A 17623-nucleotide genomic window follows, 5' to 3' on the forward strand; every position below is an offset into this window, starting at 1 on the left:
TCAACCGGGAACGTGGCCGGAGCATGCTTGTGATCAAGCTGGGAGACCTATCCGGTTAACGTGCGGGGTGCTGGGAAATTCGCTCCCGGTCTTCCCGCCGACGAGGGGGTGCCTGTGCGTCACAACGAATCTCTGGTCTCGCCGGTGGTGGAGGCCTGGGCCACTTATCGGACCACCTCGGCGGCCGACTGGCCGACCCGACGACTCATCCAGGCCAAGGGAGACAGCCGGGTCAGCGTGGTGCTGCCGGCGCGCAACGAGGAAGCCACCGTCGGTGCGATCGTGGCGACCATTCGGGAACACCTGATGGACCGGGTGCCACTCGTCGACGAACTGATCGTGGTCGACTCACGGTCGACCGACCGCACCACGGCGGTGGCCCGAGCCGCCGGCGCCGAGGTGGTCAGCCAGGACGCGATGACCCGGGGGCTGCCCAGACTGACCGGCAAGGGCGATGCGCTCTGGGCGGGACTGGCGGCAGCAGAGGGCGACGTGGTGGCCTTCGTCGACGCGGACCTGCGCGACTTCCGGCCGCACTTCGTCACCGGCCTGCTCGGCCCGCTGCTGACCGACCCGTCGGTCGACTTCGTCAAGGGCTTCTACCATCGCCCCCTGGTCAGCGGCAGTGGCGTGGAGGCCGATGGCGGCGGCCGGGTGACGGAGCTGATGGCCCGGCCGATGCTCAACCTCTTCTGGCCGGAGCTGGCCGGCTTCGTGCAGCCCCTGGCTGGCGAGTACGCCGGTCGCCGGGACGTGCTGGCGCGGGTACCGTTCGTTTCCGGCTACGGCGTCGAGACCGCAATGCTGATCGATCTGCTCGAACTCGTCGGGCTGGACGCACTGGCCCAGGTGGATCTCGGCGAGCGTAAGCACCGGCACCAGGACACCGCCGCGCTGGGTCGGATGTCCGCCCAGATCATGCTCACCGCCTGGTCCCGGCTGCAACGACGGGGCTGGGCCGATCCGGAGGTGCTGCCGACTGCCCTGCTGACCCAGTTCCGCCGGGGCGGCTCGGACGCGCTGCCGAACCTGGACCGGGAGATCGTGGTCAGTGACGTCGCCGTGGCGGAACGGCCCCCGCTCGCCCAGTTGCAGCACCAGTTGCCGCGGCGGCAGGTAGCCGCGGCCTGAGGTGTCCTGCCCCACCAGGGCGTTTCACCCAGCGGGGGGTCGGGTAGGAGGCGGGTCCCAGTAACACCGCCGAGACGAGGGTGCGAGATGGCGAGCCGGATCACCTGCCAGGTGCACGACGGGGCACAGGTCTCCGTCGTGCGCCTCGCCGGCACCCTCGACATGATCTCGATGCGCGAGGCGTACGCGTACCTGGAGGAATGCCTGGCCCGGCAGCCCGACGCGCTGGTGGTCGACCTGACCGACCTGGCTGTCCGGGAACAGCTCGCGGTGTCCGTCTTCGCCGCCGTGGCCCGGCGCGCTGCGGACTGGCCGGCGGTGCCGCTGGTGATCTGTGCACCAGACCCGGAAGCCGCGACCCTGTTGACCGCGTCCACGGCCTGCCGGCTGGTGCCCATGCGGGACAACTGTGACGAGGCGAGCCGGTTCGCCGGTGCGTCGGCCGTGACCCGGCTGCGGCTACGCCTGGACCCGGTGGCGGCAGCCTGTCGGCGGGCCCGGGAGTTGGTGACCGACGCGTGCACCCGGTGGAACCTGCCCGAGGCGGTCGGTCCGGCCTCCGTGGTGCTCAGCGAACTGGTCGGCAACGTGGTCCGGCACGCGGGGACGCCGATGCAGGTCACGGTGACCCTGCGCCGGCCCTGGCTGCACCTGGCCGTGGTCGACGGCAGCAGCGCCGCGGCACGGCCCGGTGCGGCCGGACAACGTGACGAAGGCGGTCGCGGACTGCTGCTGGTGCGCGAGCTGGCCGACCGTTGGGGCAGTGTACCGGCCGGCGGCGGAAAGGCCGTCTGGGCAACACTACCGGCGAATTGACCGAAATTACCGCTCTCGCCTGGTTACATGGTCGGCGGGCTGGGAAGCCACGCCCGTCCCTATCCGTCGTCGACGCAGGTGAGCGCTCATGCCGAAGCGGGTAACCACCGAACCCGGACAGGACCGAGGCCCGGCGATTCTCGCCCCGGCCCGGTTCGGCGGCTATCCCGGACCGCTACGCAGACCGCTGCCGGGCACGAAGCTGGCCAAGTTCCTGGCCACCACCGACCACAAGCAGATCGGTCTGCTCTATCTGCTCACCTCCTTCGGCTTCTTCGTGCTGGCCGGGATCGAGGCCATGCTGATCCGAGCCGAGCTGGCCCGGCCGGGTCTACAGTTCCTCACCCCGGAGCAGTACAACCAGCTGTTCACCTCACACGGCGCGGTGATGCTGCTGCTGTTCGCCACCCCGGCGGCGTTCGGCTTCGCCAACTACGTCGTACCGATCCAGATCGGTGCGCCCGACGTGTCGTTCCCCCGTCTCAACGCGCTGGCCTACTGGCTCTACCTGTTCGGCGGGCTGATGGTGATCGGCGGTTTCCTCACCCCGGGCGGGTCGGCCGACTTCGGCTGGACCGCGTACACGCCGCTGAGCACCGCCGAGCACTCCCCCGGCGTCGGCGCGAACATGTGGGTGATCGGCCTGGTGGTGTCCGGTCTGGGCACCATCCTCGGCGCGGTCAACCTGATCACCACGATCCTGACCCTGCGCGCGCCCGGCATGACCATGTTCCGGATGCCGATCTTCACCTGGAACATGTTGTTCACCAGCGTGCTGGTGATCCTGGTCTTCCCGCTGCTGGCCGCCGCGCTGCTGGCGCTGAGCGCCGACCGGCTGCTCGACGCCCAGGTCTACAACCCCGACACCGGCGGGCCGATGCTGTGGCAACACCTGTTCTGGTTCTTCGGCCACCCCGAGGTCTACATCATCGCCCTGCCGTTCTTCGGCATCATCACCGAGGTCATTCCGGTCTTCTCCCGCAAACCGGTCTTCGGCTACACCGGCCTGGTGCTGGCCACCATCGCCATCACGATCCTGTCCATGGCGGTGTGGGCGCACCACATGTTCGCCACCGGCCAGGTGCTGCTGCCGTTCTTCAGCATCCTGAGTTACCTGATCGCGGTACCGACCGGGGTGAAGTTCTTCAACTGGATCGGCACCATGTGGAAGGGACAGCTCACCTTCGAGACGCCGATGCTGTTCGCCATCGGCTTCCTGGTCACCTTCCTGCTCGGGGGGCTCACCGGGGTGCTGCTGGCCAGCCCGCCGGTGGACTTCCACGTCACCGACACGTACTTCGTGGTCGCGCACTTCCACTACGTGGTCTTCGGCACCGTGGTCTTCGCGCTCTTCGCCGGCTTCTACTTCTGGTGGCCCAAAATGACCGGGCGGTTGCTCGACGAGCGGCTCGGCAAACTGCACTTCTGGACGATGTTCATCGGTTTCCACGGCACCTTCCTGGTACACCACTGGCTCGGCACCGAGGGCATGCCCCGCAGGTACGCCGACTACCTACCCACCGACGGGTTCACCACACTCAACATGATCTCCAGCGTCTTCGCCTTCGTGCTGGGCGCCTCGACCCTGTTCTTCATGTGGAACGCCTGGAAGTCCTGGCGTTACGGCGCCGAGGTGACCGTGGACGACCCCTGGGGCTTCGGCAACTCCCTGGAGTGGGCCACCACCTGCCCACCGCCCCTACGCAACTTCGACCGCATGCCCCGGATCCGCTCCGAGCGGCCCGCGTTCGACGCCAAGTACGGTGAGCTCGTCTCCGACCTCGGCCGCGATCTGCCGCAGCGGACCACCCGACCACCGCAGGAGTTCCGCGACGAGATCCACCGGGAGGCGCACGTGCCCGAGTCGCCCTCCGCCGAGGGCGCCCACGGCGCACGGGAGGCGGAGGCGTACCAGCCCGCGCCACAGTCCGGTGCCCGACCGGTGGACGTGCCGGAGCCGGAGGAGGTACGCCGACCCAGCTTCGAGGAGACCGACGAGCCGGAGGACAATCCGCTGGGCGCTCAGCGCGATCCGCAGCCCAACGACCGGTGGCGACATCCACGCGGGTCCGGGGACACCACGCAGAACTGACCACCGGTCCGACCGCTCGGGGCGGCACCGTTCGGTGCCGCCCCCGACAACGATGCGTGCACGGTCAGCGCCCGCGTACCGGCGCCGAGACGTGCGACTGGTGAGCCGCCTCGGACTCGGCGGGACCGTTCTGCCACGGTGGCGGCGCGTCGGCGAGCATCGACTGGCGCAACCAGGTCAAGGCCCTCGACAGCAGCCGGGACACGTGCATCTGGGAGATGCCGAAGCGGGCGGCGATCTCAGCCTGGGTCTGGTTCCCGTAGAACCGCATGGCCAGGATCCGTCGCTCCCGCCAGGGCAGCCGGTGCAGCAGGCCACTGACGGTGACCCGGTCGTCGACCGACTCCAGCGCGAAGTCGGACTCACCGACCAGATCGCCGAACTCGGCCGAGCTTTCCCCGCCGACAGGCGCGTTCAGTGAGGCCGGGCTGTAACCTGCCGCCGACTCCAGTGCGGCGAGGATCTCCTCCTCCGGCGTCTCCAGTCGCTTCGACAGTTCGGCCACCGTCGGCGCCCGGGACAGCTCGCTCGTCAGCGCCGCCGTCGCCTGTCCGACCTCCAGAATCAGGTCGCGCAGCCGACGTGGCACGTGCACACCCCAGGTACGGTCCCGGAAGTGCCGCTTGATCTCACCCACGATGGTGATCGCGGCATACGCGGTGAAGGAACCCCGTTCCGGGTCGTACCGGTCGACGGCGTTGACCAGCCCCAGGCGGGCCACCTGCTCCAGATCCTCCAACGGCTCACCGCGGCCCCGGTAGCGGCGGGCCAGCCGGCCCGCGAACGGCAACGCGAACCGGACCAGGTCGTCGCGGGCCTCCTGACGACGCTCCGGCGGTAGCCCTTCGATCCGCGCCGCGTACGCCAGCGCCGCGGCGTCGAGGTCCTCCAGCCCCCGATCGGTCGGTGGTGGTGTGGTTGTGGTGGTCTGTCCGAACATCCGCGCCTCCCTCGGGAAGGACCCCGCCCGGATTCGCCGACACCGGGCACGCGCGTAGGCACGCACGGGCCTGTGACTGGGTTACGTGACTGGGATGCCAGCGGGCGACGGCGCCGTGCCACGCGAGGTGATCAGCCTGTCGCAGCCGGCGGTGTTCCCGCTCCGTAGGTACTCAATCACGGGACCACGGGTTCGCGAGGATGTTTCGTCAGCCCGGTCTCAACAGATCAGCAGGCCGTGCGGGCTGCCACCGTCGCGCAGCCCGGCCAGGGCCTCGCCGGCAGCCAGTGGTGCCGGACTGGGCAGGTCGTAGGGCTGGGTCCGAAGGACCTCGGTGGCTCTGCGGGTGGGCACCGAGGTGACCGGGTAGCCGCGCGCCGAGGTGCGGTCCAGGGCCCGCCGACGCCGACCGAACCCAGCGACCGCCAGCCACTGCGGCAGGCCGGCAAGCGCCGGTGAGCGTACTCCGGGCGGCTCCGGCAGCACATCGACCGACGCGAACGCCTCACTGCCGGCCAGCCACCACTCGGCCTGCTCGACGCTGCGCCGGGTGGCGTTCTCGCACCAGTACGGCACCAGCCCGGCCCGGACCACCTGCCACGGATCGAGCAGCCGCCCGCACTCGACCACCAGGCGGTCACCGGACTTGCCGGCAGCCCGCAGCCAACGCCGATACAGGTCAGCGGTGGCCGCGCTGAGCGCCTCCGGCGTCGGCACCAGGACCTGGTGCAGTGGATGGCCGTGCCGGGAGGACCACTCCCGTACGCCCCGGTCGAAACCGGACTCCACGCCGTGTTCGGCGGCTGCGGGCGGCGCGGAGATCTCCGGCGGTTCCCAGTAGGCGATGTCACCGCCGGCCGCTCGCAGGATCTGCCGCAGCGCATGGCTGTCGGGATGGAAGTCCACCGGACTCAGGCCGCTGGCCGGGCAGCCGATCTGGAAGCTGTGTCCGTCGGCGGCGTCGACCACCGGCCAGGTGCGGGTGTCGCGCAGCACCAGAACCGGCGCTCCCGGTACCAGTCGGTCGGCCAGGAAACCGCGGTACGCCGTCGGCAGCGCCCGCCAGCGGCCGGTCAGGGCCACCGTCGCCCCGGCCAGCGCACCTCGGCTGGCCGGACAGTGCACCTGCCGTACGTGCAGGTCTGGGTTTCCGGCGAGCACCCGCCCGGCAAGCGCCGCGCCGTGGTCCAGGGCGGCACGGGGCCGGTCCACCGCACCCTGCGGCCAGTGCGCGATCATCTCGAACCCGGCGGGCAACCAGGGCACGCCCAACGCCACCGCCAGATGTGCGACGCCGCCGTGCGGGGAGCCCAACAACACACCCGGATACCGACGTCGCGGGTACTGGTCGACGAACCACCGGGCCACCCGCTGCGCGTCGACCTCGGCGGCCTGCCCGGCCGTCAGGGCGGTCCGGCCGGCGGAGCGGACCACCGCTGCCCGCCGCACCGGGTCGGGCGTGCCGGCGAACCGGGACACCGGTCGGGCGTGCCCGAGGTCGGCGCAGTCGCTGCCCCGCAGGGCACGGGCGGTGGCAGCGACCAGGATCCGGGCGGTGCTGCCGGCCGCGACGACGCGGTCACCGGCCATACCGGCACCAGCCGCCGTGAGCCCCGGGCGCACCCCGCGCGCCGGACCCGCCTTGCCTCGATCGCTCGCCACGCGGCCCGGCTTCCCGCCACGATGCGGGTTAAACAGGGCATCAGCCCACCGGACGGCATCAATCAGAGGACCTTGTCCGAATGCGGCGAGAGCGGCCACCCCGCCATCACCGGCGCACCTTCACCATCCAGCGCCACCGGCACCGTTGCCGCCCTGCCGTCACCTGCGGCAGCGACATCCCCGCCGGTGTGCAACCCCTGCCGGTGCCACGAGCCGAAAGTCAGCGCGTCCCTCACCACCTCCAGCACGCAGGGCCGGTCGGCGTTCAGCGCCTCGTCGCAGGCCGCGCCGACCAGCTCCGGCCGGTCGACTCGAACCCCGTGCAGGCCGAGCAACCGGGCCCAGCCGGCGTACGGGACGTCGTCGGTCATCGGTCGATGCCCACGCCGGGGATGGCCAGACCGCTCGTTGAACACCAGCACCACCAGTCGCGGGTCGGGCCACACCGACCGCCAGCGGGAGACGGTGACCAGTTCGGCCAGTCCCTGCGAACGCATCCCCTCGTCGGTGACCAGGACGATCACCGGCCGCTGCGGGGCGGCCAGCTTCGCGGCGACGGCGTACGGCAGGACGCTGCCGGGCGGTCCGGCCGGACCCACCACCACATCCACCGGAGTCTTCCGGTGCGCGGCCGGCAGGGTACCGTCGACGATCACCACGCCGTCCGATGGCAGCCGGGCGGACAGTTCGTCGAGCACCCAGCCACCATCGGTCGCGGTACGCGGCGACGCGGCTGGTACCCCGCCGGACAGTGACAGGTGAGGCAGTACCAGGCCGATCGGGCAGCCACCGTGCGACGCGGCGTACAGCGCCTCGTGGACCAGCTCAGGCACCCGCACCGGGTCGGCGGCGTACCGGACGCCGTGGCACACCTCGGCGAGCAGTCGCGTCGTGACCCCCACCGCGTCATCCGCGACCGAGCCAGGCTCGACGACGACGGCGAGTACCGGCAGGCCGGCGCCCCGGGCGGCATCGAGTCCCACGAGCAGGCCCCCGGCGGCCACCCCGCCAGCCGCCAGGCAGACACCCGGCGCGCCGGTGAAGCGGGTATGCCCGGCTGCCGCGAGCACAGCGCACTCCGCGTCGCGCACAGGTACGAACTCCGACTCGCCGCCGGTAGCGTCGAGTGCCTCGACAAGTGCGGCGAACGCCTGCTCCGGATGGCCGAACACCCGCGGAATCCGCCAGGCCCGTAGCCGGTCGACCACCGCGTCAGCGACGCTCGTCTCAGGCACCGCCCCGTCCCGGGGTGACCGGATCGACGTAACGCAGCACCGCGCCCACCCCGTCCACCAGCTCCGGCGCCTCGTCGGCACCGAGCACGGTCAGCTCGGCATCGGTGCCGACCAGGGCACGTACCAGGGCCGCGTCGGCCCGGACCCGTTCCGGTTCGGCGACGGTGGCCAGTTGCCCCGGCTCGGTGGCGATGTCGGTGGCGGCCGGGCCGACCCAGAGCTGGCCGTCGGCAGACGCATCGTCGACGATCAGCATCGTGTCGACCTGGTTGCGCTGCAGGGCGGCCACGACGGCGTCGAGTCCGGCACCGACGTCCTCCTGCATGCCGAAGCGGTCCAGGGCCGCGTTCACCCGCTGGTCGGCCACCTCGGCGATGGTCTGCACGGTCAGATCGTCGAGCAGGCTCTGGTCGGCACCGCCGGCCCGGGAGCCGGCATCGGTGCGTACCACCAAATCCTGCCAGCGGTCCGGCATCTGGGCGGCGATCATGCCGGTGGCGCGTACGTCACCGGCCACCACCACCACCTCGGCACCCACCCGCTCGGCCAGTTCGACGGTGGCCGCGGTGACGTCACCGGCGTTGTGATGCCATGCCTCCATCGCGGCGCGTTGGTAGCGCGACTGGGACCAACCGCCGGGCCGGACCCGGCGCAGCTGGTAGCTTTCCCGGCCGACCACATGCGCCCGGCGCGGCACCCCGCCGGCGCTCACCGACATGGCGTCGGCGCCGGTCCGGTCGGCCAGCACCCGCACCCACGCCACCTGTTCGCCGCGTTGGGCCAGCAACGGCATCACGTGTGGCAGCGGGGCGTACGCGGCCAAATCCCGACGCGGTGGGGCGGACAGGTACTCGGAGAGCACCACCTGTCCCCCTGCCCCGAACACGGCCAGCCCGTAGTCGCCGGGCATCGGGTCGTGTCCCCGGATCACCCGGTCGACGGCGGCGAGGGTCGGCTCGTCCGCCCCCTGCTCGGTCAGCTGGCGTTGCAGGGCGCGCCAGCGCAGATCGAGCGCCGCGTGCGCATCCTCGGTGTCCAGGGACGCGTCCAGGTACACCGAGCACCACGGACCCGGGCGCTGGTACAGCGGGCGCAGGAAGGACAGCTGCATGCTCGACCCCTTTCCGGCTCAGCCCCTCGCTTACCCACCCGGCCGCGCATGTCACCTGCCGGCAACCGCATGACGGGTTTTCATTCATGTCACTCGACCCCGGATATCGATACGATCGGTAGCCACAGTCGGACTCTGGGTGGTGAAATGGACACGACATCGTATTCCCGGCGTAGCCTGCACCCCACCGGTCGGATCCTCACCGCACGGATCGTGCGCCTGATGGACGGCTACCCCCGAGAGGTACGGGTGGGGCAGCCGATACTGGTGGTGGTCCTCGCCGCAGCCGGCGTGGCCGGCCTGCTGGCCCGGCTGGTACGCGCCCTGCTCTCGGCCGGTTCCGGGTCGGGCCGACGCAGCTTCAAGGACCTGAAGAAGGGCCCCGAATACCTGGTCACCCCGATCCGCCTACGCGACGACGGCGGTCGGCTCTACGAGGTGGAGCTGCACGGTCACCTGCCGCAGAGCGCCCTGCATCCGGCCGACCACGTCCAGTTGACCCTGCGCGAGCAGGGCGACCCCGACCTGGCACCCAAGATCGAGCGGATCGTCAACCTGACCACCGGGCAGCTGCTCCGGCCGCGTACGGCCACCATGTGGTCACACCTCGGGCCGCCTCTGCTGCTCCAGGCGGTGCTGGGCGTGCTGGTCCTCGCCTCGGTGGCCGCCTGCGCGGCGGTGGTCTGAGCGGCGTCCGGACGGCCGGGAAGGCGACGGCGCACGCCAACCACCGCCAGGGTTGCTCGGTGGCTCGTCCTCAGCCGACCGGGGCGGGCTGCTTGGCCGGTTCGGTGACGTCGAGCATCCCCCGCCCCCGTGCCCAACGCTCGAACACGACGGTGGCGAACGGCGGTACCGCGCAGGCCAACGCGACGAGTGTGGCGAGCAGGCTCCACCGGTGCACCCGAGCCACCGCCAGCACCAGCACCCCGTAGGCGACGAAGAGCGCACCGTGGATCGACCCGAAAATTTGCACCCCCAGCTCGTTGCCGGGCGGACCGTACTTGACCACCATGCCGACCAGCAGCCCGGCCCAGGAGAACGCCTCCGCGATGGCCGCCACCACGAACAGTCGGGTCACCTTGTCACGCACGACGACCATGCTACGGACCTGACCTGAGCAGATGGCATGGACGTGCGACGTTCGGGGTACCAGCGGTGACAGGGTGGTGACTCATGGGTGAGGACGTCGGCGTACAGACCTTCAGCCGCCAGGATCGGGCTCGTTACCGGGACAAGGTACGCCGCTGTCTCGACGTGTTCGCCGAGATGCTGCGCGAGTCCCGGTTCGACGTCGACCGGCCGATGACCGGGCTGGAAATCGAACTCAACCTGGTCGACGACGAGTCGATGCCGGCTATGCGCAACGCCGACGTGCTGCGGGCGGTGGCCGATCCGAGCTTCCAGACCGAACTCGGCCAGTTCAACGTCGAGATCAACGTCGCGCCCCGGCGGCTGACCGGCACCGGCACCGCCGGGTTCGAGGAGCACGTCCGCGCCGCCCTGAACGCGGCGGACCAGCAGGCCCGCACGGTTGGCGCCCGACTCGTGATGATCGGCATCCTGCCGACCGTACTGCCGGAGCACCTGACCGCTGCCACCCTGTCGGCGAATCCCCGCTACGCGCTGCTCAACGAACAGATCTTCGCAGCCCGCGGTGAGGACCTGCGGATCGCCATCAACGGAGTGGAGCGACTGGCCGTCACCGCCGACACGATCACGCCGGAAGCGGCGTGCACGAGCACCCAGTTCCACCTCCAGGTCGGTCCCGGCCAGTTCGCCGACTACTGGAACGCCGCGCAGGCCGTCGCCGGGATCCAGGTGGCCCTCGGAGCGAACTCGCCGCTGTTCTTCGGCCGGGAACTGTGGCGCGAAACCAGGATCCCGCTGTTCCAGCAGGCCACCGACACCCGGCCAGAGGAGATAAAGACCCAGGGCGTACGTCCCCGGGTCTGGTTCGGCGAACGCTGGATCACCTCGGTGTTCGACCTGTTCGAGGAAAACGTACGGTTCTTCCCGGCGCTGCTGCCGGTGTGCGATCCGGAGGATCCGTCCGAGACCCTCGCCGCGGGTGGGGTACCGACGCTGGCCGAGTTGCGGTTGCACAACGGCACCGTCTACCGGTGGAACCGCCCGGTCTACGACGTCCTGCGGGGCCGACCGCACCTGCGGGTGGAGAACCGGGTCCTCCCGGCCGGGCCGACCGTGCTGGACACCGTCGCCAACGGGGCCTTCTACTTCGGTCTGGTCCGGGCGCTCGCCGAGGCGGACCGCCCGCTGTGGTCGCAGATGTCGTTCAGCGCCGCCGAGGAGAACTTCCACACCTGCGCCCGGCACGGCATCGACGCCCACGTCTTCTGGCCCGGGCTGGGCTATCTACCGGTCACCGAGCTGGTACTGCGCCGCCTGCTGCCCCTGGCCCACCACGGTCTGGACCGTTGGGGCGTCGAGCCGGACGAACGGGACCGCCTGCTCGACATCATCGAGCAGCGCTGTCTCACCGGCCGTAACGGCGCCACCTGGCAGGTGGCCACACTGCACCGGCTGGAGTCGACCGACCAGCTCGACCGCCCGGACGCGCTACGTGAGGTGGTCCGGCACTACGTGGAACTGATGCACAGCAACCGGCCCGTCCACGAGTGGCCGATCCGCTGACCACCTCCTGCCACGATGCGGGTATCCGCGGCGCGCTACCGGAAAAGCGTGGCGCGCCCGGCCCGGCTCCCCACCAGGCGGTTCCGGGTGTCCAGGTCATTGACCACGTCCGTGGCACTCAGCCCGTGGGCGGTCAGGTCGGCGGTGCGCCCGGCCCACCACAGGACGGGCCGTCGGACACCGGCGGCGGTGTCGGCGCTGCCGAGGACCACCCCCAGGTCGTTCACGGCGGTCGCCCGACTCGTCGCACCACCCAACGTGCCCAGGTCGGTCAGCGCCCCGGCGCGCCAGCGGAAGGCCCGGCCGTCGTCGATGCCGACCACGTCGCCGAGGTTGTTGATCGCCGTCGCCTGGTCGCCGACAGGAGTGAGGACGCCGTCCCGCAAGCGGCCACCCACACAGGTGCACGGGTAGTCGTACGGCGGGACGTTGAAGGTGCCGACCACGTCGCCCCGATTGTTGAACCCGGTGGTCAGCTCGTAGAAGTCCTGCCGGCCAAGGTCGATGATCGCACCGTCCTGCCACACGACACGGTGCGGGATGTGGTTGGCCGGGTTGCTCAGGCCGAGCACCTGCCCTCGGTCGTTGACGGCGACCGCCTCGCTGTAGTCGCCGCCGAGGGTACCCAGGTCGATCATCTGCCCATTTCGCCAGAGCACGGCCCGGGTGACCAGCTCAGGACCGGTCGAGGTGCCGACCACCTCGCCGCGCTCGTTGACGTCGACAGCGGTGGACTCCACATGCCCCGGCAACACTCCGAGGTCGGTCATCGTCCCGTGGCGCCAGAGGAACGCGTGCCGGGCGCCGTCGGCCGTCATGCTCCAGCCGACGACCGTGCCCCGGTCGTTCGTCGCGGTGGCGGCGCTGGCGGCACCACCCAGGGTGCCCAGGTCGACGGCGCGGTAGGCCAGGGCGGCGGAGGCTGCGGTGGCGGGTAGGACGATCAGCGCGGACACGACGAGCACGGATGCGGTCACGGCGGCGGCCAGGCGAACGGAATAGCTCAACGGGTCCTCCTCAGGCTGCGATGACGGACCGACGTCACCGCCAACCACCCGAACTTTGTGCGATCGGTTGATAACGCACAGTAGATCGGTGTTCGAGAAGGTCACCTCGGTCGATCGGACATCGATCGATGGCCGCGCGCCTACCGCGACAGTTCACGCGTTCAGCCCCCGCCACCTCCTGCACGCCAGAAGGCGGCGGGGGCACCGGTCGCGGTTCGGCAGGCCGGAGACGGCACCGTCCGCCGCCTGCGGGTGACCGTAGGCAGCGGACGGCGGGCCTCGCCGGAACTGGTCGGTCAGTCGACGCCGAACTCCATCGCGGCCCGGTCGAGCGCCTCGTCCTCCGCAGACGGGACCCCCCGGGAGGCGATGGCTTCCGCGCCACCCTCCGGCATAGCGCCGATCAGCCCGGTCGAGGCCGCCTGGGCGGCGCCCACCACCCGCTGCGGAGCGCCGCCGACCATGCCCAGGTGCGCGTACTGCTCCAGCTTGGCCCGCGAGTCGGCGATGTCGAGGTTACGCATGGTAAGCTGGCCGATGCGGTCGGCCGGGCCGAAGGCGGAGTCCGTCGTACGCTCCATCGACAGCTTGTCCGGGTGGTAGCTGAAGGCCGGGCCGGTGGTGTCCAGGATCGAGTAGTCCTCGCCCCGGCGCAGCCGCAGCGCAACCTCGCCGGTGACGGCTGTGCCGACCCAGCGTTGCAGCGACTCACGCAGCATCAGCGCCTGCGGGTCCAGCCACCGGCCCTCGTACATCAGCCTACCCAGCCGGCGGCCCTCGTTGTGGTAGTTGGCCAGGGTGTCCTCGTTGTGGATGGCGTTGACCAGCCGCTCGTACGCGGCGTGCAGCAGCGCCATGCCGGGGGCCTCGTAGATGCCCCGGCTCTTGGCCTCGATGATCCGGTTCTCGATCTGGTCGGACATGCCCAGTCCGTGCCGGCCGCCGATGGCGTTGGCCTCCAGCACCAGGTCGACCGCGCTGCCGAACTCCTTGCCGTTGACGGTCACCGGCCGGCCCTGGTCGAAGCCGATCGTCACGTCCTCGGTGGGGATCTCCACCGACGGATCCCAGAACCGGACGCCCATGATCGGGTTGACGGTCTCGATGCCGGTGTCGAGGTGTTCGAGGGTCTTCGCCTCGTGCGTGGCACCCCAGATGTTGGCGTCGGTGGAGTACGCCTTCTCGGTGCTGTCCCGGTACGGCAGGTTGCGGGCCAGCAGCCACTCCGACATCTCCTTGCGGCCACCCAGGTCACCGACGAAGTCGGTGTCCAGCCACGGCTTGTAGATGCGCAGCTGCGGGTTGGCCAGCAGGCCGTAGCGGTAGAACCGCTCGATGTCGTTGCCCTTGAAGGTCGAGCCGTCGCCCCAGATCTGCACCCGGTCGGAGATCATCGCCCGCACCAGCAGCGTGCCGGTGACGGCGCGCCCCAGCGGCGTGGTGTTGAAGTAGGCCCGCCCGCCCGAGCGGATGTGGAAGGCACCGCAGGTCAGCGCGGCAAGGCCCTCCTCCACCAGGGCCGCGCGGCAGTCGACGAGCCGGGCGACCTCGGCGCCGTAGCTGAGCGCCCGGTCGGGCACCGAGGCGATGTCGGGCTCGTCGTACTGGCCGATGTCGGCGGTGTAGGCGCACGGTATGGCGCCCTTGTCGCGCATCCACGCGACCGCGACGGAGGTGTCGAGGCCGCCGGAGAAGGCGATGCCGACACGTTCACCGGTGGGCAGGGAGGTCAGGACCTTGGACACAAGGAAAAGTATGCACCACAGCGTATGGTCATGCAAGCCGGACGAGGGCGGCCCTGTCCCCGGACGACGATGAATATCGGTGGTCGAGGCCCACCACCGAGCGGCAGGCTGCCGACATGGATGGTGACCCGCTGCTGGCCGCGGTCCCGGCCGCCGACTCGCCTCGCCCGCATCGTCGCCGGAGCCGGGACCGCACCCCGCCGCACCGTAGGCGTACGCGGGTGCCGGCGGGGTTGCGGTTGGGCATTCCCGGCGGGTCGCTCAGTCGGGCTGGCTGGTGACCGCCGCGTCAGCGGGCGACCCCCGCCGCGCGTCGCCGACCACGGTCTGGTCCGCCCGGTCGAGGGCTTCGGCCTCCGGCCCGTCCGGCGGCTCGGCGGCGGTGTCGGTGCCCGGCTCGAACTCGTGTCCCTGTGCGCACAGCCGGTCGTACACCCGGTGCCGGGCCAGGGCCATGACGTGGGTCTCCACCTGCGCCTCGGCGCGTAGTTCCGCGACGGTCTCCCGCACCGCCGCCGCGACCACGCTCACGTCGGTGCGCGGGAACCGCTCGGCGATCACCTCGATCTCCCGCTTGATGGCCCGCTCGGGGTCGTCCAGCACCCCGATCTCCGACTCGTCCGCACCGGTGTCCGGCGCCGTCCGCGATTCGTCCGCAACGTCCGCCATCGCTTCCTCCTGACCACGTCTTGACACTCGCGCCCCACCATCTCCGCGTACCGCCGTCGGCAAACCGCCACACCGGTATCCGGGCGATCCGTTCGGCAGGAGTTCACCGCCGGGACAACTGCCTCCTCGGCCTGTACCGCGGCGGCAGACCGAACTGGTTGGCGCGGTCGATGAACCGCAGGAGCCGGTCGAGCGGCGGGCACCGATCCCGCGCGAGTATCTGGAGAAGGCCCCGGGTGCGCGGCCGCACCTGCCGGTCCGTCGAGGGGCGACGCTCGCGGAGTTCGCGCAGATCGCGCCCGGCTACCCGGTGTTCCGGATACTCCCTCGGTCGCAGAGCTGACCAGGCCGGGCGCTCCCCGACCCGTACCGACGAGGGTCTGGGTTTCGCTCGTCGTCCACAGGTCGCCGGAAGCACCGAAGATCGGCGTCGCGGCGCCGAACCCGTCGATCGTCTGATAGCTCGACGCGGTGTTGCCGGAGTTCCACCGCGCCTGGAAACGCGCCGGCCGCTGATCCGCCGCGCGCTGCCGGCCGTCAGCGGGTGAGGCCGACGAGGGTGGCCAGACGAGCGACGCCGGCCGGGGCTGAGTGACGGTGGGCGAGATCGGCGATGACGGTACGCGTCAACGGCCGGCAGCGGATCTCGGATCGACAACGTCCAGCGCTGGATCGACAGCTCCCGCGCCGCCCTCAAGACCGTCTCGGCCCACCGTCTCGCCGATAGCGCACTCACCGGTACGACCCTCGACTGGCTCAACCCGCCCACGAAGCCAACTTGAGGCAGTCGCAGGCAATGTCGGTGATCGGTTTGACGTCTAAAGCGCCACGATCGCTGCTGTCTCGGCTGGTAGTTCGATGCGGTCGCGTTGCACGGTGACGCCGTCGCCGGTGGCCAGCAGGACTCGGCGGGCAACCCCGGGCAGGGTGACCCGTTGCGGTTTGCCGGCCAGGTTGGCCGCGACCAGGCAGCCGCCGCGCCGCATCACCAGGAACTGGTCGCCGTGGCGTACGTCGAGGGTGTGCAGGCGGGGATCGGACAGGTCCGGGCGGGACTTGCGCAGCGCGATCAGGCGGCGGTGGAAGTCGTACATCTCGCGGTGTTCGGGTTTGTCCAGCTCGGCCCAGTCGAGCCGGGACCTCAGGAAGGTCTGCGGGTCCTGCGGGTCGGGCACCTCGCCGGGCGGCCAGCCGTGCGCGGCGAACTCGCTGCGGCGGCCGGTGACCACGGCGGTGGCCAGTTCCGGCTCCGGGTGCGAGGTGAAGTACTGCCAGGGCGTGGCGGCGGCCCACTCCTCCCCCATGAACAGCATCGGCGTGAACGGCGCCGTCAACAGCAGCACCGCCCCCACCCGCAGCAACGCCGGGGACAACGAAGCGGAGAGGCGGTCACCGACCGCACGGTTGCCGATCTGGTCGTGGTTCTGCAGATACGCGACGAAGCGGTGACCGGAGACCCGCTGCCGGTCCACCGGACGGCCGTGGTGCCGTTGCCGAAACGACGACCAGGTGCCGGTGTGGAAGAAGCCGCCGGTGAGCACCTCGACCAGACACTCCATGGTGCCGAAGTCACCGTAGTAGCCCTGCCGTTCGCCGGTGAGCAGGGTGTGCAGGGCGTGGTGGGCGTCGTCGTTCCACTGGGCGTGCAGGCCCTGGCCGCCGGCCTCGCGGGGGGTGATCAGCCGGGGATCGTTGAGGTCGGACTCGGCGATCAACGACAGCGGGCGGCCCAGGTGGGTCGAGAAGCTCTCGACCTCGACGGAGATCTCTTCGAGCAGGTGCACGGCGCGGGTGTCGGGCATGGCGTGCACGGCGTCAAGGCGCAGCCCGTCGACGTGGTAGTCGCGCAGCCACATCAGCACGCTGTCGATGATGAACCGGCGTACCCCGTCGGAGTGCGGGCCGTCCAGGTTGACCGCCTGACCCCACGGGGTGTGCCGCTCGGTCAGGTAGGGCGCGAACCTCGGCGCGTAAGCCCCGGAGGGCCCGAAATGGTTGTAGACGACGTCGAGGATCACCCCCAGACCGCGCGCGTGAGCGGCGTCCACGAACCGTTTCAGGCCGTCCGGTCCGCCGTAGGGTTCGTGCGGGGCGTACCAGCAGACGCCGTCGTAACCCCAGTTGTGTTCGCCGTTGAAGGCGTTCACCGGCAGCAACTCGATCATGTCGACGCCGAGGTCGACCAGATGGTCGAGTTTGCCGATGGCCGCGTCGAAGGTGCCTTCCGGGGTGAAGGTGCCCACGTGCAGCTCGTAGAGGATGCTGCCGGGCAGTTGCCGACCCGTCCAGGAACCGTCGGTCCAGGCGAACGCGGCATGGTCGTAGATCCGGCTGGGCCCGTGCACCCCGGACGGCTGCCACGCCGACCGGGGATCGGGCAGGGGTTCGTCGTCATCATCGAGCAGGAACGCGTAGTCGGGACCGGCATCGGGCGCCTCGACGCGCCACCAGCCGCCCCGGCCAGCGCGCATCTCATGGTCGGCGACACCGGGCAGGTGCAACCGGACCCGTTTCGCCTCGGGTGCCCAGACGGTGAACTCGGTCATGACGCAGCCTCCCG

General features: G+C 70.7%; 14 protein-coding genes. 5 read left to right on the forward strand and 9 right to left on the reverse strand.

Annotated features, from left to right (window positions below; genetic code table 11):
- The first annotated feature begins 147 nt into the window (after nt 1-147).
- The 3 genes from HCA58_RS14930 (at nt 148) to ctaD (ending at nt 4039) form a co-directional block, all read left to right on the forward strand.
- On the forward strand, nt 148-1131 hold the full coding sequence (locus tag HCA58_RS14930) for a glucosyl-3-phosphoglycerate synthase (RefSeq protein ID WP_346776000.1): 984 nt from the start codon (nt 148-150) through the stop codon (nt 1129-1131).
- An 87-nt stretch (nt 1132-1218) separates the two neighbouring features.
- On the forward strand, nt 1219-1947 hold the full coding sequence (locus HCA58_RS14935; protein ID WP_169598439.1) for an ATP-binding protein: 729 nt from the start codon (nt 1219-1221) through the stop codon (nt 1945-1947).
- A gap of 88 nt (nt 1948-2035) precedes the next feature.
- Nucleotides 2036-4039: a cytochrome c oxidase subunit I gene (gene ctaD, locus HCA58_RS14940; protein ID WP_169598440.1), complete on the forward strand. Its 2004-nt coding sequence runs from the start codon at nt 2036-2038 to the stop codon at nt 4037-4039.
- Nucleotides 4040-4103: 64 nt separating this feature from the next.
- On the opposite strand, the gene HCA58_RS14945 is transcribed toward ctaD, so the two are convergent.
- The 4 genes from HCA58_RS14945 to HCA58_RS14960 all read right to left on the reverse strand — a co-directional run bounded on the left by HCA58_RS14945 (nt 4104) and on the right by HCA58_RS14960 (nt 8987).
- Nucleotides 4104-4979 (reverse strand): SigB/SigF/SigG family RNA polymerase sigma factor, encoded by an 876-nt coding sequence (locus tag HCA58_RS14945; protein ID WP_169598441.1) that lies wholly within the window; start codon nt 4977-4979, stop codon nt 4104-4106.
- Nucleotides 4980-5198: 219 nt separating this feature from the next.
- Nucleotides 5199-6569, reverse strand: coding sequence for a hypothetical protein (locus HCA58_RS14950; RefSeq protein ID WP_169598442.1), 1371 nt, complete (start codon nt 6567-6569; stop codon nt 5199-5201).
- 134 nt (nt 6570-6703) lie between these two features.
- Entirely contained in the window at nt 6704-7876 is a 1173-nt protein-coding gene (locus tag HCA58_RS24065) for a thiamine pyrophosphate-binding protein (RefSeq protein WP_169598443.1), read from the reverse strand.
- Nucleotides 7869-8987: a Vms1/Ankzf1 family peptidyl-tRNA hydrolase gene (locus HCA58_RS14960; protein ID WP_169598444.1), complete on the reverse strand. Its 1119-nt coding sequence runs from the start codon at nt 8985-8987 to the stop codon at nt 7869-7871. The genes HCA58_RS24065 and HCA58_RS14960 overlap by 8 nt, the downstream gene beginning before the upstream one ends.
- A 147-nt stretch (nt 8988-9134) precedes the next feature.
- Here HCA58_RS14960 and HCA58_RS14965 point away from each other — a divergent pair, with 147 nt between their 5' ends.
- Entirely contained in the window at nt 9135-9674 is a 540-nt protein-coding gene (locus tag HCA58_RS14965) for a hypothetical protein (protein WP_169598445.1), read from the forward strand.
- Between the two features lie 70 nt (nt 9675-9744).
- Here the strand turns inward: HCA58_RS14965 and HCA58_RS14970 are convergent, their stop codons facing one another.
- Nucleotides 9745-10089, reverse strand: a complete 345-nt coding sequence (locus HCA58_RS14970) for a DUF3817 domain-containing protein (RefSeq protein WP_169598446.1) — start codon at nt 10087-10089, stop codon at nt 9745-9747.
- Nucleotides 10090-10163: 74 nt separating this feature from the next.
- Here HCA58_RS14970 and HCA58_RS14975 point away from each other — a divergent pair, with 74 nt between their 5' ends.
- Nucleotides 10164-11642, forward strand: a complete 1479-nt coding sequence (locus tag HCA58_RS14975) for a glutamate--cysteine ligase (RefSeq protein WP_169598447.1) — start codon at nt 10164-10166, stop codon at nt 11640-11642.
- A 35-nt stretch (nt 11643-11677) separates the two neighbouring features.
- Here HCA58_RS14975 and HCA58_RS14980 read toward each other — a convergent pair whose 3' ends face one another.
- The 4 genes from HCA58_RS14980 to treZ form a co-directional block, all read right to left on the reverse strand.
- Complete coding sequence (locus tag HCA58_RS14980; RefSeq protein WP_169598448.1) at nt 11678-12649, reverse strand: HAF repeat-containing protein; 972 nt, start codon at nt 12647-12649, stop codon at nt 11678-11680.
- A 296-nt stretch (nt 12650-12945) separates the two neighbouring features.
- On the reverse strand, nt 12946-14394 hold the full coding sequence (argG, locus tag HCA58_RS14985) for an argininosuccinate synthase (protein WP_169598449.1): 1449 nt from the start codon (nt 14392-14394) through the stop codon (nt 12946-12948).
- A gap of 261 nt (nt 14395-14655) precedes the next feature.
- The gene (locus HCA58_RS14990) at nt 14656-15063 is read right to left on the reverse strand and encodes a hypothetical protein (protein WP_169598450.1); all 408 of its coding nucleotides are present in this window, start codon (nt 15061-15063) and stop codon (nt 14656-14658) included.
- Nucleotides 15064-15881: 818 nt separating this feature from the next.
- Nucleotides 15882-17609, reverse strand: a complete 1728-nt coding sequence (gene treZ, locus HCA58_RS14995) for a malto-oligosyltrehalose trehalohydrolase (protein WP_169598451.1) — start codon at nt 17607-17609, stop codon at nt 15882-15884.
- Nucleotides 17610-17623 lie beyond the last annotated feature (14 nt).

This window comes from Micromonospora sp. HNM0581 (assembly GCF_012726175.1).
GTDB lineage: Bacteria > Actinomycetota > Actinomycetes > Mycobacteriales > Micromonosporaceae > Micromonospora.

Coding starts and splice junctions, on each gene's coding strand:
- HCA58_RS14970 (WP_169598446.1), bottom strand. CDS start 10,089: ATGGTCGTCGTGCGTGACAAGGTGACCCGACTGTTCGTGGTGGCGGCC.
- ctaD (WP_169598440.1), top strand. CDS start 2,036: ATGCCGAAGCGGGTAACCACCGAACCCGGACAGGACCGAGGCCCGGCG.
- treZ (WP_169598451.1), bottom strand. CDS start 17,609: ATGACCGAGTTCACCGTCTGGGCACCCGAGGCGAAACGGGTCCGGTTG.
- HCA58_RS14945 (WP_169598441.1), bottom strand. CDS start 4,979: ATGTTCGGACAGACCACCACAACCACACCACCACCGACCGATCGGGGG.
- HCA58_RS14965 (WP_169598445.1), top strand. CDS start 9,135: ATGGACACGACATCGTATTCCCGGCGTAGCCTGCACCCCACCGGTCGG.
- HCA58_RS14975 (WP_169598447.1), top strand. CDS start 10,164: ATGGGTGAGGACGTCGGCGTACAGACCTTCAGCCGCCAGGATCGGGCT.
- HCA58_RS14990 (WP_169598450.1), bottom strand. CDS start 15,063: ATGGCGGACGTTGCGGACGAATCGCGGACGGCGCCGGACACCGGTGCG.
- HCA58_RS14935 (WP_169598439.1), top strand. CDS start 1,219: ATGGCGAGCCGGATCACCTGCCAGGTGCACGACGGGGCACAGGTCTCC.
- HCA58_RS14950 (WP_169598442.1), bottom strand. CDS start 6,569: ATGGCCGGTGACCGCGTCGTCGCGGCCGGCAGCACCGCCCGGATCCTG.
- HCA58_RS14960 (WP_169598444.1), bottom strand. CDS start 8,987: ATGCAGCTGTCCTTCCTGCGCCCGCTGTACCAGCGCCCGGGTCCGTGG.